General features: G+C 36.0%; 16 protein-coding genes and 4 tRNA genes. 1 reads left to right on the forward strand and 19 read right to left on the reverse strand.

Annotation, left to right across the window (positions count from 1 at the left end; translation table 11 throughout):
- Positions 1-230: 230 nt before the first annotated feature.
- From rpoB to rpsU, 15 genes are all read right to left on the reverse strand, one after another.
- A complete protein-coding gene (gene rpoB, locus ACFO7M_RS11185; protein WP_379736047.1) occupies positions 231-4,043 on the reverse strand; it encodes a DNA-directed RNA polymerase subunit beta in 3,813 nt (1,270 codons plus the stop codon).
- Positions 4,044-4,308: 265 nt separating this feature from the next.
- Entirely contained in the window at positions 4,309-4,677 is a 369-nt protein-coding gene (gene rplL / locus ACFO7M_RS11190; protein ID WP_379716009.1) for a 50S ribosomal protein L7/L12, read from the reverse strand.
- A gap of 52 nt (positions 4,678-4,729) precedes the next feature.
- Entirely contained in the window at positions 4,730-5,230 is a 501-nt protein-coding gene (rplJ, locus tag ACFO7M_RS11195; RefSeq protein ID WP_379716012.1) for a 50S ribosomal protein L10, read from the reverse strand.
- Positions 5,231-5,252: 22 nt separating this feature from the next.
- Positions 5,253-5,942, reverse strand: coding sequence for a 50S ribosomal protein L1 (rplA, locus tag ACFO7M_RS11200; RefSeq protein ID WP_379716015.1), 690 nt, complete (start codon positions 5,940-5,942; stop codon positions 5,253-5,255).
- Positions 5,943-5,948: 6 nt separating this feature from the next.
- Positions 5,949-6,389 (reverse strand): 50S ribosomal protein L11, encoded by a 441-nt coding sequence (gene rplK / locus ACFO7M_RS11205; RefSeq protein ID WP_379716018.1) that lies wholly within the window; start codon positions 6,387-6,389, stop codon positions 5,949-5,951.
- Between the two features lie 64 nt (positions 6,390-6,453).
- On the reverse strand, positions 6,454-7,005 hold the full coding sequence (nusG, locus tag ACFO7M_RS11210) for a transcription termination/antitermination protein NusG (protein ID WP_379716021.1): 552 nt from the start codon (positions 7,003-7,005) through the stop codon (positions 6,454-6,456).
- An 8-nt stretch (positions 7,006-7,013) separates the two neighbouring features.
- Positions 7,014-7,211 (reverse strand): preprotein translocase subunit SecE, encoded by a 198-nt coding sequence (gene secE / locus ACFO7M_RS11215; RefSeq protein ID WP_379716024.1) that lies wholly within the window; start codon positions 7,209-7,211, stop codon positions 7,014-7,016.
- 15 nt (positions 7,212-7,226) lie between these two features.
- Positions 7,227-7,297: transfer RNA gene (locus tag ACFO7M_RS11220), tRNA-Trp, on the reverse strand.
- Positions 7,298-7,355: 58 nt separating this feature from the next.
- On the reverse strand, positions 7,356-8,543 hold the full coding sequence (tuf, locus tag ACFO7M_RS11225; RefSeq protein WP_264543454.1) for an elongation factor Tu: 1,188 nt from the start codon (positions 8,541-8,543) through the stop codon (positions 7,356-7,358).
- Between the two features lie 57 nt (positions 8,544-8,600).
- Positions 8,601-8,672 (reverse strand) — tRNA-Thr (locus tag ACFO7M_RS11230).
- A gap of 166 nt (positions 8,673-8,838) precedes the next feature.
- A tRNA-Tyr gene (locus tag ACFO7M_RS11235) sits at positions 8,839-8,919 on the reverse strand.
- A 63-nt stretch (positions 8,920-8,982) separates the two neighbouring features.
- A tRNA-Thr gene (locus ACFO7M_RS11240) sits at positions 8,983-9,056 on the reverse strand.
- Between the two features lie 87 nt (positions 9,057-9,143).
- A complete protein-coding gene (gene hpf / locus ACFO7M_RS11245; RefSeq protein ID WP_379716028.1) occupies positions 9,144-9,446 on the reverse strand; it encodes a ribosome hibernation-promoting factor, HPF/YfiA family in 303 nt (100 codons plus the stop codon).
- Positions 9,447-9,479: 33 nt separating this feature from the next.
- Entirely contained in the window at positions 9,480-10,376 is an 897-nt protein-coding gene (locus tag ACFO7M_RS11250) for a tyrosine-type recombinase/integrase (RefSeq protein ID WP_379716031.1), read from the reverse strand.
- 69 nt (positions 10,377-10,445) lie between these two features.
- Entirely contained in the window at positions 10,446-10,640 is a 195-nt protein-coding gene (gene rpsU / locus ACFO7M_RS11255; protein ID WP_250601025.1) for a 30S ribosomal protein S21, read from the reverse strand.
- A 151-nt stretch (positions 10,641-10,791) separates the two neighbouring features.
- Between rpsU and ACFO7M_RS11260 the strand changes: the two genes are divergently transcribed.
- Positions 10,792-11,460 (forward strand): FAD-binding oxidoreductase, encoded by a 669-nt coding sequence (locus ACFO7M_RS11260; RefSeq protein WP_379716035.1) that lies wholly within the window; start codon positions 10,792-10,794, stop codon positions 11,458-11,460.
- Between the two features lie 60 nt (positions 11,461-11,520).
- Here the strand turns inward: ACFO7M_RS11260 and ACFO7M_RS11265 are convergent, their stop codons facing one another.
- The 4 genes from ACFO7M_RS11265 to ACFO7M_RS11280 are packed head-to-tail and all read right to left on the reverse strand — an operon-like array spanning position 11,521 to position 15,154.
- Positions 11,521-12,690: an acyl-CoA dehydrogenase family protein gene (locus ACFO7M_RS11265; RefSeq protein WP_379735698.1), complete on the reverse strand. Its 1,170-nt coding sequence runs from the start codon at positions 12,688-12,690 to the stop codon at positions 11,521-11,523.
- A gap of 41 nt (positions 12,691-12,731) precedes the next feature.
- Positions 12,732-13,616, reverse strand: coding sequence for a ComEA family DNA-binding protein (locus ACFO7M_RS11270; protein ID WP_379735699.1), 885 nt, complete (start codon positions 13,614-13,616; stop codon positions 12,732-12,734).
- 2 nt (positions 13,617-13,618) lie between these two features.
- Entirely contained in the window at positions 13,619-13,846 is a 228-nt protein-coding gene (locus ACFO7M_RS11275; RefSeq protein WP_379716044.1) for a PspC domain-containing protein, read from the reverse strand.
- 39 nt (positions 13,847-13,885) lie between these two features.
- Positions 13,886-15,154 carry a DUF2851 family protein gene (locus ACFO7M_RS11280; RefSeq protein WP_379735701.1) on the reverse strand — a complete coding sequence of 423 codons (1,269 nt, stop codon included), beginning with the start codon at positions 15,152-15,154 and terminating at the stop codon, positions 13,886-13,888.
- Positions 15,155-15,220: the final 66 nt, after the last annotated feature.

Consider the following 15,220-nt stretch of genomic DNA (forward strand, 5'->3'; position numbering starts at 1 on the left):
AGTTTCTACTATTGATTTATTTGCAATTAAAAATTGATTTATAGTGGTGTTCTCATAACATTATTCCACTACCTCGGATTACTTCTCTAAACTTCAAAACATTTTTGAAGTGCTAATTATAAACTAAATGTTTATAAAAAATCGGAACGGTTTACGGGGCTAAATCCTAAAAACTCGAATTAATAAGTAATCAGTTCCGAAAAAATCGGAACCGATTACTGAAAATTTATTTATTCTTCTAATCTGATGTCTAAACCAAGACCTTTCAATTCATGCATTAATACATTGAATGATTCAGGTAATCCTGGTTCTGGCATTGTTTCACCCTTAACGATTGCTTCGTAAGTTTTAGCTCTACCAATTACGTCGTCAGACTTCACGGTTAAGATTTCACGTAGTGTACTAGAAGCACCGTATGCTTCAAGTGCCCAAACCTCCATCTCTCCGAAACGCTGACCTCCGAATTGTGCCTTACCTCCTAATGGTTGTTGCGTAATCAACGAGTAAGGACCAATTGAACGTGCGTGCATTTTATCATCCACCATGTGTCCTAATTTCAACATGTAGATTACACCCACAGTAGCCGGTTGGTGGAAACGCTCTCCAGTACCACCATCATAAAGATAAGTATGACCGAATCTTGGAACTCCAGCTTCGTCAGTTAAGGCATTAATTTGGTCAAGAGAAGCACCGTCAAAAATTGGCGTTGCATACTTTCTACCTAATTTTTTACCTGCCCATCCAAGTACTGTTTCATAAATCTGACCGATGTTCATACGAGAAGGTACCCCTAGTGGATTCAATACGATATCTACCGGTGTTCCATCCTCAAGGAATGGCATGTCTTCCTGACGAACGATACGAGCAACGATACCTTTGTTACCGTGACGTCCCGCCATTTTATCACCCACTTTAAGTTTACGTTTCTTAGCGATGTAAACTTTAGCCAATTTCAAGATACCTGATGGTAACTCGTCACCCACTGTGATAGTGAATTTCTCACGACGTAACGCCCCTTGAAGGTCGTTTAATTTAATTTTATAGTTGTGAATTAAATCATTAACCATAGCATTAGTTTCGTCATCAGCTACCCATTGACCTTTAGTCAAGTGAGCGAAGTCTTCCACAGCCTGTAACATCTTTTTAGAGTATTTCTTACCTTTTGGTAATACTTCTTCCCCTAAATCGTTCATTACACCTTGCGAAGTTTTTCCGTCAACGATTACGAATAACTTATCGATTAATCTGTCTTTTAATTCAACAAATTTAGTTTCGAATTCCATTTCAAGAGCAGCCAATTCGTCTTTGTCTTGCGAACGCTTACGTTTGTCTTTTACAGCTCTTGAGAATAATTTTTTATCTAAAACCACACCGTGTAAAGAAGGAGAAGCCTTCAATGAAGCATCTTTCACATCACCTGCTTTATCACCGAAGATCGCTCTTAATAACTTCTCTTCAGGAGTTGGATCTGATTCTCCTTTAGGTGTAATTTTACCGATTAGAATATCGCCAGGTTTAACCTCGGCTCCAATTCTAATCATACCGTTTTCATCCAAGTCTTTAGTAGCCTCTTCAGAAACGTTAGGAATATCATTCGTTAATTCTTCGTTACCTAATTTAGTATCACGAACTTCCAACGAATAGTCATCAATATGGATTGATGTAAAGATATCGTCACGAACTACTTTTTCAGAAATTACGATTGCATCTTCGAAGTTGTATCCTTTCCAAGGCATGAACGCTACTTGAAGGTTTCTTCCAAGAGCTAATTCACCATTTTGCGTAGCATAACCTTCACAAAGTACTTGTCCTTTAGTTACTTTATCACCTTTTCTTACGATAGGTTTCAAGTTGATAGATGTACTTTGGTTGGTTTTTCTGAATTTAATCAAGTTGTATGATTTCTCATCCGTGTCAAAGCTTACCGCTCTTTCAGCATCTGTTCTTTCATACTTGATAGTAATCATGTTAGCATCCACGTATTCAACGGTTCCGTTACCTTCTGCGTTGATCAATACACGTGAATCTGAAGCAACCTGACGTTCTAATCCGGTACCAACAATTGGAGATTCAGGACGTAACAATGGTACGGCCTGACGCATCATGTTTGATCCCATCAACGCACGGTTCGCATCATCATGCTCTAAGAATGGAATCAATGACGCCGAGATAGACGCAATCTGATTCGGTGCAACGTCAGTATAGTGAACCACATGTGGATCAACAACCGGGAAGTCACCTTCTTCACGAGCAATTACTTTATCAGCAGTAATTTTACCATCAGCATCCATTTCAATGTTTGCCTGAGCAATCATTTTTCCTTCTTCTTCTTCAGCGCTTAAGTAAATAGGTTCAGAAACTAAATCTACTTGACCGTTAGTTACTTTACGGTAAGGAGTTTCGATGAATCCCATTCCGTTAACTTTAGCATATACACCAAGAGATGAAATCAAACCAATGTTTGGTCCCTCAGGAGTTTCAATCGGACATAAACGACCATAGTGCGTATAGTGAACGTCACGAACCTCGAAACCTGCTCTCTCTCTAGATAAACCTCCAGGTCCAAGTGCTGATAAACGACGTTTGTACGTAATCTCCGCTAATGGATTCGTTTGATCCATGAATTGAGATAACTGGTTCGTACCAAAGAAAGAGTTGATTACAGAAGACAAAGTCTTCGCGTTGATCAAATCAATTGGTGTAAACACCTCATTATCACGAACGTTCATACGCTCACGAATAGTACGCGCCATACGAGCTAAACCAACACCAAACTGAGCTGACAATTGTTCACCAACTGTTCTAACACGACGGTTAGATAAGTGGTCAATATCATCGATTTCAGCTTTAGAGTTAATTAACTCGATCAAATATTTTACGATAGTAATGATATCCTCTTTAGTAAGCACCTGCTTATCCATAGGAATATCAAGACCTAATTTTTTGTTCATTCTATAACGACCTACATCACCTAGGTTGTAACGTTGATCAGAGAAGAATAACTTGTCGATAATTCCACGAGCTGTTTCTTCATCAGGCGGTTCAGCATTACGTAGCTGACGGTAAATGTGTTCTACTGCTTCTTTTTCAGAGTTAGTAGGGTCTTTTTGTAATGTATTGTGGATAATTGAGTAATCAGCCGCATTCAAATCTTCTTTATGTAATAAGATAGATTTTACGTTTGATTCAACAATTTCTTCTACGTTATCTTTATCTAAGATCGTATCACGATCCAAGATGATTTCGTTACGTTCGATAGATACTACTTCTCCAGTATCCTCGTCAACGAAATCCTCATGCCACGTATTTAAAACACGTGCTGCTAATTTTCTTCCAACATATTTCTTTAAACCTGATTTAGAAACTTTGATTTCTTCAGCAAGGTCGAAAATTTCTAAGATATCTTTATCACGCTCAAAACCAATTGCACGGAAAAGTGTTGTTACAGGTAATTTTTTCTTTCTATCGATATAAGCGTACATTACACTGTTGATATCGGTAGCGAATTCAATCCATGATCCTTTGAAAGGGATAACACGGGCAGAATACAATTTAGTTCCATTTGCGTGGAATGACTGTCCAAAGAACACACCTGGTGAACGGTGTAACTGAGATACTACAACACGCTCAGCTCCGTTGATTACGAAAGTACCGCTAGGCGTCATGTATGGGATTGTACCTAAGTAAACATCTTGCACAATTGTTTCGAAATCTTCGTGCTCTGGGTCTGTACAGTATAGTTTCAAACGTGCTTTTAATGGCACACTATACGTTAGCCCTCTATCAATACATTCTTCGATTGTGTAACGAGGTGGGTCAACAAAGTAATCAAGAAATTCTAAAACGAATTGATTACGAGTGTCAGTGATTGGGAAATTTTCCATGAAGGTGTTGTATAAACCTTCATTACCTCTTTCGTCAGATTTAGTTTCCAATTGGAAGAAATCCTTAAACGACTTAACCTGAACATCCAGAAAATCCGGGTAGCTAGGAATATTTTTTGTCGAGGCAAAATTCAATCTTTCAGTCTGATTTAATATCATCATGGACAAAATTTTGATTAAAAAAAAGTAATTTTTGTGTTAAACACAATTAATTAATAAGACAATTATACTTCTTTTTATAACCAACACATCTCTAAAAAATAAAATGAAGTAAAGCTTTATTTTTGTCTTCGTGTTGATTTAAAAACTTTCGATTCCAAAATTATGGTAGAAAAAAAATACGATAATTTTATTAAACGAAAAATGGTTTAGGCCTTGAGTAAAGTACTCAAAGGCCTAAACCTGTATTCTAAACTATGTGAAATTATTTAACCTCAACAACAGCTCCAGCCTCTTCTAAAGCTTTCTTAAGACCTTCAGCCTCATCTTTAGAAACTGCCTCTTTAACGTTTGTTGGAGCAGCATCAACTAAATCTTTAGCTTCTTTAAGACCTAAACCAGTTAATTCTTTAACCGCTTTAACAACTCCTAATTTAGAAGCACCAGCATCTTTCAATACTACAGTGAATTCTGTTTGCTCTTCAGCAGCAGCTTCACCTCCACCTGCAGCAACTACTACAGCAGCAGCAGCTGGCTCGATTCCATACTCGTCTTTTAAGATTGTAGCTAAATCGTTAACTTCTTTAACTGTTAAGTTAACTAATTGTTCTGCGAATTGTTTCAAATCTGCCATTTTTTCTATCTTTTAAAATGATTTGTAATTATATAATTTATTTGTGCGCAATTTATTCTGCTGCTTCACCTTTAGTTTCAGCATTGTTTAATAATGCAGAAAGTACACGTTTAGCAGGCGATTGAAGTAATCCAATGATTTCTCCGATAACTTCCTCTTTCGATTTAAGTGAAGCTAACGATTCTAATAGATTATCTCCAATATAGATTTCGTCATTAATGAAAGCACCTTTTAAAACTGGTTTTTCACCTTTTTTACGAAATTCTTTAATAATTTTTGCAGGAGCATTTGCTATATCAGCAATCATGATTGAAGTGTTCCCTTTTAAAGTAGATGGTAATTCACCAAATTCTTTATCAGAAGCTTCCATTGCTTTAGCAAGCAAGGTATTTTTAACAACTTCCAATTTGATTCCTGCTTTGAAGCAAGCTCTTCTTAAATTTGAAGTAGTATCTGCATTTAAACCAGAAATATCCGCAAGGTATACGATATTTGCTCCAGCTAATTGTGCAGTTAAATCTCCAATAGCGATTGATTTTTCTTCTCTTGTCATATCAAAAATTTTTAACTACCAATTATACTGCTTTAGGATCTAAAGCGATAGCCGGACTCATTGTACTTGATAAGTGAATAGACTTAATATAAGTACCTTTTGCAGCAGTTGGTTTTAATTTAATTAATGTTTGAATAATTTCGTGCGCGTTCTCTTGGATTTTTTGAGCATCGAAAGATATTCTTCCAATTCCAGCGTGAACGATACCAGTTTTATCAACTTTAAAGTCGATTTTTCCAGATTTCACCTCTTCTACTGCTTTACCAATTTCCATAGTAACAGTACCAGTTTTAGGGTTTGGCATTAAACCACGTGGACCTAAAATACGACCTAATGGACCTAATTTACCCATAACTGCAGGCATAGTAACGATAACGTCAACATCTGTCCAACCGTCTTTTATTTTTTGTAAATAGTCATCTAATCCAACGTGATCAGCACCAGCAGCTTTAGCTTCAGCCTCTTTATCCGGCGTTACTAATGCTAATACTCTCATGTCTTTACCAGTTCCGTGAGGTAATGAAACCACACCTCTAACCATTTGATTCGCTTTACGAGGATCTACTCCTAATTTAACAGCGATATCAACTGATTCATCAAATTTTGCAGCAGCAACTTCTTTGATTAATGCAGAAGCATCTTTTAAAGAATACAATTTATTCTTTTCAATCTTTGAAGCAGCAACTTTTTGCTTTTTCGTCAATTTTGCCATTTCTTCTTAATTTAAAGGAGATTCTCCAGTTACAGTTATACCCATAGATCTAGCTGTTCCAGCAATCATGCTCATTGCTTTTTCAATTGTGAACGCATTTAAATCAGGCATTTTATCTTCAGCGATAGTCTTAATCTGGTCCCAAGATACACTTGCAACTTTTTTACGATTAGGCTCTCCTGAACCTGATTTTAATTTTGCAGCTTCTAATAATTGAATTGCAGCAGGTGGAGTTTTAACAACAAAATCAAACGATTTGTCTTTATACACAGTAATTTGTACTGGTAATACTTTGCCAGGTTTATCTTGTGTTCTAGCATTGAACTGCTTACAGAACTCCATGATGTTAACCCCAGCAGCTCCCAAAGCAGGTCCAACCGGTGGCGATGGGTTCGCAGCACCTCCCTTTACTTGTAGTTTAACTACTTTACTAACTTCTTTAGCCATTGTTTAAAAATTTAGCACATCTATCAATTGGAAGCGATTGATGTGAGTTATATGTAACAAAAATTTATACTTTTTCTACTTGCATAAAACTTAATTCCAATGGTGTTTTTCTTCCGAAAATTTTCACCATTACCTCAAGCTTACGCTTTTCTTCATTGATTTTTTCAACCGTTCCATTGAAACCATTGAAAGGACCATCAGTAACTTTTACAGTTTCCCCTAATGTATAAGGTATAGCTCCATGATCAACAGTTGTCGCCAACTCATCTACCTTACCTAACATACGGTTCACTTCAGACAAACGCAAAGGCACAGGATCCCCTCCCTTAACTTCACCTAGAAAACCAATTACACCAGTAATCGATTTGATGATGTGAGGAATTTCACCTGTTAAATTAGCTTCTATCATTACATAACCAGGAAAATAAACCTTATCCTTGCTGATTTTCTTTCCATCACGTACAGTAACCACCTTTTCAGTTGGAACCAATACCTGAGAAATGTAGTCAGCCATTCCAACACGATTAATTTCCTGCTCAATATAAGCTTTAACCTTGTTTTCCTGTCCGCTTACAGCTCTTACAACATACCATTTCTTAACACCAGCTTCTGCCATAACAAAAATTATCCTTTTATCCAGTTAAAAAAACCAGCAATTGCTTTTGCGAAAACTGTATCCACACCCCATGTAGCTAAAGCAAAAATCACAGAAAAAACTGCAACTACCACTGTAAGTTTTTGCACTTCTTCCCATGTTGGCCAAGTTACATTTGACTTTAACTCTTCGAAAGCTTCTGATATGTAATTAGTAACTTTATTCATCCTATTTTATTTTTGCACGGGCGGAGGGATTCGAACCCCCATCAACGGTTTTGGAGACCGCTATTCTACCCTTGAACTACGCCCGTATGTTATAAAATTAGCGCCGTCGTGCAACGACGCTAATTCTTATTTAGTGAATTGTAATTATTCTACAATTTCAGTAACCTGACCAGCACCAACTGTTCTACCACCTTCACGGATAGCGAAACGTAAACCTACGTTTAATGCAATTGGGTTCAATAAAGTTACATCAATAGTTAAGTTATCACCTGGCATCACCATCTCTACACCTGCAGGTAAAGAAATTGTACCTGTTACGTCAGTTGTACGAACGTAGAACTGCGGACGGTAGTTGTTATGGAATGGAGTGTGACGACCACCTTCTTCTTTTTTCAAGATATAAACCTCAGCTTTGAATTTAGCGTGTGGCTTAACAGATCCTGGCTTACAAATAACCATACCACGACGGATATCAGCTTTGTCAATACCTCTCAATAATAAACCTACGTTATCTCCAGCCTCACCTCTATCTAAGATTTTACGGAACATTTCAACCCCAGTAATAGTAGAAGTTAACTTGTCAGCACCCATACCGATGATTTCAACTGGATCTCCAGTGTTAGCAACACCTGTTTCGATACGACCTGTAGCAACTGTACCACGACCTGTAATTGTAAATACGTCCTCAACTGGCATCAAGAATGGTTTTTCGTTATCACGAACTGGCTCTTCAATCCAGTTGTCAACAGCTTCCATTAATTCGATGATTTTTGGTACCCAGTTTGGATCGTTGTTTAATCCTCCTAAAGCAGAACCTTGAACAACAGGACCATTATCTCCATCATATTCATAGAAAGATAACAAATCTCTGATTTCCATCTCTACTAATTCTAATAACTCAGCATCGTCAACCATATCCACTTTGTTCATGAATACAACGATACGAGGAATACCTACCTGACGTCCTAAAAGGATGTGCTCACGAGTTTGTGGCATTGGACCATCTGTAGCAGCAACTACTAAGATAGCACCGTCCATTTGAGCAGCACCAGTAACCATGTTCTTAACGTAATCCGCGTGACCTGGACAGTCAACGTGAGCGTAGTGACGGTTAGCTGTTTCATACTCTACGTGAGATGTATTAATTGTAATACCTCTTTCTTTCTCCTCAGGAGCGTTATCGATTTGATCAAACGATTTTGCTTGACAGTAACCTGCATCAGATAATACTTTAGTGATTGCAGCAGTCAAAGTAGTTTTTCCGTGATCTACGTGTCCGATAGTACCGATATTTAAGTGCGGTTTCGAACGATTAAAACTTTCTTTTGCCATTTTACTTAATTTTTAATCTTAGTTATATATTAGTGTTCAAAAATTTAAACTAATTTGAGCCAATGACGGGATTTGAACCCGTGACCTCTTCCTTACCAAGGAAGCACTCTACCCCTGAGCTACACCGGCTTTTGTGAGTTCAGAAGTTAGAATCCAGAAATCTGAATTCCCTCTTCCTTTTTTAAAGGACTACAAAGCAAACTTTGTGATCCTGTACCGATAAATCGGCACTCAAAGTTTTTTTTTCAAAATTTTATTCAAGCAAGCTTGATAAAATTTTCACTCAAAAACTTTGTGGGGAGAGCAGGATTCGAACCTGCGAAGGTTTCCCAACGGATTTACAGTCCGTCCTCGTTGGCCGCTTGAGTATCTCCCCTAACCTTAAAACAATATTTCAAAAACTCATTTTAATCGTAACCGATTAAAAGTGAGAAAATTGAGCCGATGGAGGGACTCGAACCCACGACCTGCTGATTACAAATCAGCTGCTCTAGCCAGCTGAGCTACACCGGCGACTCATTAAAAAAGTCCGCTATTTCTAACGGACTGCAAATGTATGTATTATTTTTATTAATCAAAACTTTTTTCTGAAAAATTTATTTAGGCATGTGCTCTCAACTTTTCTTTTCGCTTAACAAGCAATCTTTCTTGCGCTTCAATTGACAAATCCACCCCCTCTTCAAAAGTTTTACAGGTCTTCTTCACGATAAACTCGTCACCTGGTACAATTACTTTCAACTCTACAATTTTATTTTCTTTCTCACTAGTCTGTTCAACCTTCAAAAAAGCGTCAGCCGAAACAATTCTGTCATAAAATTTTTCTAATTTATTCACTCGCTCATCAATAAAATCGATTAATTTTTTATCAATGTTGAAATTAACTGCATGAACATTTACCTTCATAATATTAAAATTTTGGTTAAACATTATAAAGAATCATTTCAGGTTTCGCGGATGCGCATTTTGGTAAACATTTTTAAGTTCAGCTAAACTTGAATGGGTGTAAACTTGGGTTGACGCAAGACTTGAATGCCCTAACAATTCTTTAATCGAATTCAAATCGGCACCATGATTAAGCATGTGGGTAGCAAACGTATGTCGCAACATATGAGGACTCCTTTTTACTTTCTCAGATACATTACTAAAGTAATGATTTATTAATCGATACACAAACGTTTCATTCAATTTATTTCCATTCGATAATAAAAATAAATAATCCTCATCATGTATCGTTTTTACAACTTTTCTTTCACTTAAATACAAATTAAGCTGAGTTATCATCAACGGAAGCAAGGGAATAATACGTTCTTTTTGTCGTTTTCCTAAAACCTTAATTTGATTTGCTGCCAAATCAATATTTTTCATCTGCAATCCAATCAATTCGGAACGACGAATCCCAGTCGAATAAAACATATCAATAATCAATTTATCTCGAATCCCTTCAAAACCCTCTTTATACACCACATGAGTCAAAACTTTATCCAATTCATCTTCCGAAAATGGAATCTGTATTTTTTTTGGTGTTTTCAAAGCCTTATGCTTAGACAAAGGACTATTCTCTATCTGCTTGGTTTTCAACAAAAATTTGTAAAATGACTTAAGAGATGCCATCTTACGATTAATTGACGAATTAGAAATCCCTTCATCAACCATTGACACTATCCAGCTTCTTACAAGTGAATAAGAAACTTCTTCCAACTGTGTTCCATCAAAATTTGCTTTAAGAAATTGCTGGAAAAATTCTAAATCCTTCCCATAAGCCAATGAGGTATGAACAGAATAGTTCTTTTCTTTAAGTAAGTAATCCTGGAATTTTTGGAGATTATTATGCATAAAAAAATCGTTAGCATAAAAGTACAAAACTTCTACAACTAACGATTTATATTACCAGAAAATTAACTACTAACTTTCTAAGCTATCTCTTAATCCTTGGATATACTGAGCTTTTTGGATTTGTGCTCTTCTTGTAACAGAAGGTTTAGTGAAAGCCTGACGACTTCTCAACTGTCTTACAACTCCAGTTTTATCGAATTTACGTTTGTAACGCTTAAGCGCTCTGTCGATATTTTCTCCGTCTTTAATTGGTATAATTAACATAATCTAGACACCTCCTCTCATTTACGGGTGCAAACTTATAACTTTATTTTGGATTACAAAATATATATTTCGAAATATTTCAAAGCACGCACAACAATACCGTAAATCACAATAAAATTCTTTAACTTTATGAGTATCAATTCCTAACCCCATGAGCAATCATATCGTAAAAGTTTTACAGACCTTCTACATTACTCACGACGTAAAGAGTTTCATTGTGGAAAAGCCAGAAAACTACAACTATATTCCCGGACAAGCCACAGATGTAGCCATCAAATTGGACAATTGGGAAAAAGAATTCAGACCATTTACCTTTACAAGCTTGGCTGAAGACAAATACCTCCAGTTTATGGTCAAAATTTACAGAGATCATGAAGGTGTTACCAAAACATTAGAAAAAACCAACATTGGACATGAGTTAATCATCCAAGAACCATTCGGCACATTACAATACCAAGGCAAAGGTACTTTTATAGCCGCAGGCACAGGCATCACCCCTTTCCTAGCCATATTTAGAGCTCTTTACAAACAAAATAAACTTTTCGGCAACAAACTAATTTACACCAATAAGACATCAAAAGATGTCATTGCAGATGAAGAATTAAAAAAAATGTTCAGGAATGAGTATTTAAAAGTCTATACCCGAGAAAATATTGTCGGCTTCAAAGAAAGAAGAATTGATCGCAATTTTCTTATAGATTACATCACCAATTTCAATCAACATTTTTACGTTTGCGGCCCATCCGATTTTGTAAAAAACATTACCACTCTGTTAATAGAACTGGGTGCTAATCCTGAAAGTATGGTTATTGAAGAATAAAAAAAGCCAGGGAAATTCCTGGCTTTTGTAAACTTTTTTCGATTTTCAGTCATGAAGCAATTATTCAACGGCAGGTTTATACGTTTGATTGTCAATAATCATTTTGGACAAAATTTCTTTAAGAATCTCTGAAGTACCTCCTCCGATTGGACCTAAACGACTATCTCTTAAAAGACGAGCTAGCGGATACTCTTCCATATAACCATAACCTCCAAGCATTTGAAGACAACTATAAATTGTTTCATCAGCCACTTTTGTAGATTTCAATTTAGCCATAGTAGCTTCTTTAACCACATATTCCCCTTTATCCAATCTAGCAACAGCGGCATAATTAAATACTTTACAATGCTCTACATCGGTAGCATGCTCAACCATTGTATGTCGTAAAGCTTGAAACTTATTAATCTTTGTTCCAAATGCTTCACGTTGATTCATATAATCGATTGTATAGTCAATAGCATATTCTGCTCTTGCATGTGCATTAATTGCCATAATCAATCGTTCAAAAGCAAAATGTTGCATAATGTATGGAAAACCTTTTCCTTCTTCTCCCATCAAATATTCTTCAGGAATTTCAACATTATCAAATGAGATTTCAGCAGTATCTGATGCTCTCCATCCTAATTTATCTAGTTTGGTTGCTGTTATTCCAGAAAGACCGGTATCTACCAAAAACATACTGATTCCTTTATTTCCTAGCTCTGGGCTTGTTTTCGCTGCAACTACGTAATAATCAGCATAAACACCATTTGTAATAAATGTTTTCGATCCATTGATTACATATTTATCCCCTTTTTTCACTGCTGTGGTTCGCATTCCTGCTACATCACTCCCTCCGAAAGGTTCTGTAATACATAATGCACCTATTTTATCTCCACTGATACTCGGCATTAAATAATCTTGTTTGATTTGCTCACTACCTTCTGCATTAAGGTGTGTCATTGCCAAATAGGCATGTGCCCACATTGCTGCAGCAAAACCTGAAGACTTTATCTTTTGAAGTTCTTCTAAAAATACAACTGTATAAAACAAATCCAAGTTTAAACCACCGTACTTTTCAGAATAGCGCAATCCAAAAAAGCCCATTTCACCGAATTTCTTCCAAATGAAACGTTCTATAGTACCAGTTTTTTCCCATTTCTCAATGTGTGGCACTACTTCTTTATGTAAAAAATCGCGTAAACTCTCTCTAAATAATTGATGTTCTTCTGTAAAGTATATTGAATTCATGATAGATAAAAACTGGTTATTTTTAAAATTGTCGTGTTATTTTATTTGAAGTCCAAATATAGCGCAATAATTTTGACTTTTTCAACTGGAAAGCCTTTAATTTTTATCAAATCCTCAACAGAATGAATACCATTGTTCATACTTCTGAACGTCACTATTTCACGCGCCAATGCATATCTGAAATAAGGGAATTTCGCAAGGTTTTTAACCGATTCATTATTGATGTCAATTTTAGGAACTGAAGGAACTGTCGTAATTTTAAAATTCTTATGAAGTTCGGCAATTACCTCTGGAGACAATCCCCAGACATCGTCCATTTGATTCATATCTACAAAACCTCCAAATACTTCTTTTTGCTTCAGAATTCTATCCGATATAGCATCTCCAATCCCATAAATCTTCATCAAATCTTCTTTTGTTGCTTGATTAATATCCAAGACTTCACTATTCCTTTCCTTTCTCTCAAAAGAACTATAATTCGTTTTCGAATACCCTTCTACATAACTACGCTTGTTTTTAACCCATTCAGGGAATTTAAAATAGGGAGCAATTACAGCCAATAGCGAATCCGACACTTTAGTCACTGCCTGAAATTCTTCGGGAGAATTCACGAATTTACCTGCTTTACGAAAAGTCAGTAATCGATCTATTTCGTTAACATTCATACCCAATTTATAACCTTTAAAGTCAGTTATAAAATTAGGATTAAAAGGATAAATTTTATAGCCGTCGTCCTTTGGAAGCGCCTTAAGGGAATCCGTTTCTGATTGCAATGAAACCCATTGTTGTTCTTCTTTTGAAATATTGGATTCCGGTGAAAAATCAACAAAATACAGGACCGAATACAATACAATAATCAATCCTGCCAGAAAAAACAAACCGATGCGTTGCTCTCTGTTAAATTTAAAATAATAGGTAAAAGGCATGATTACAAATCGAATACAGAACTTCTTTTGGCTCGGATTAAATCCTTCAGCTTAATAATAAATCCAATTGTCAGATATACTCCAAACCACAAACCCGCAGTTACAAAAGATATATAAATAAAGAAAAGGCGAACACTATTCGTTCTCATTCCTAACTTTTCAGCTAAACGTGAAGCGATATGAAAACCTTGTTCTTCGAAGTAGTATTTTAATTTTAGAACAAATGACATAATTTTTTTGTTTAGTGATGTGTAAAACTACACAAATTTTTAATTTTTTAAAAGTTCAATACCTACAGCACATTGCAAACACCTGTTGGTATCACAATATTCATTCTTTAGCTGCAACAATGCTTGCGATTCAAGAGCGTTGCGTGGTTCAAGACCAAATTCTCTAAACTTTAAAATAATGGAATTTTCCTCCGGCTCTATTCGTTCTAAGATACTGATTGGATCTTCTAAAACATCTTTTCCTATACTTTTCCCATAAGCAAACTGCAAAGGCACAATTGCATTAATCACTAAAAGATCAATAAATGCTTTTGAAAGCACCTTTCCCTTTTGCTTGGATCTCTTTTCAAAATTATAATGCACAAGCCAATAATCGGAAACTGAAACATCAAAAATGGCATAAAAATCATTTGGAGATTTCGCTTGAATCACTTTTGCAAATAGATTTCGTTGTTGATGGTACAGCATTGCCAATTGTGCCAATCGAATAGTGGGAAAATTATCGGGTCGCAACCTAAAGAAAGTTACCGGTTGAAAATTTATTGTTTCCAACTGGTATTTTATGGTCAAATAATCAAACAAATCCTTCAGTTCTTTCACATAATTATCTTGTGAATTTTGAGGTAATATACCAACAAGTCCAAAAAACAACGCTTCTAAATACTGAACATCAAATGCTTCTTTGCGAATTACCGAAAAAGGGATTGCTTTAGCAATTGCTATAAATGCCTCTCCATTTACGTTCAATCCGAAATTTTTAGCCAACAAACAAAAAAGTGTAGCTTCCCAATTGTTTTGATTTCCTCGAAGTAAAGCAGTAATGGGCTGCATTTTACGTTCTAAACGTTCAAAAAACAATCGTTCTTCCCAATTCAACATCGCAAACTGCGGAATTGTACGAATACCATTCTCACAATTAATCCATGATTTTTTGGATCTTAATTGCTGGTATTGATTCATCAGCTCCAAAGAAACATAATTTCGTAACTCTAAAACCGGAATTTCCGAATTGTCTTTTCTAAAAACTTCAGCATCATGATTCCATACAACATGAAGAATCACATTATCATAATTTAGATCACTTTCATGCCGATGTGAATACCAGTTGGAGGAACTTAGATGAATTTCGACATTTCCAGCCCATTTTTGATTTCCAATCACAATTTGAGCGTTGAAAAAATCGGGACCAGCTTGTTGAAGTGAATAACCGGTATTCAAAATCTGAAGGAAATCTCCTTGTGCAGTTTTCAATCCGGAGAGGGCAAACTTCTTGTGTTGCCATACGTAGTGCAAAAAATCTTCTTTCATAATGTGGCGTATAAAAAACTAAAAGGCTTATAATCAATTCAAATGTAACACAAAAAAGAAAAACCT

This window comes from Flavobacterium sp. GCM10023249, assembly GCF_042653365.1.
GTDB lineage: Bacteria > Bacteroidota > Bacteroidia > Flavobacteriales > Flavobacteriaceae > Flavobacterium.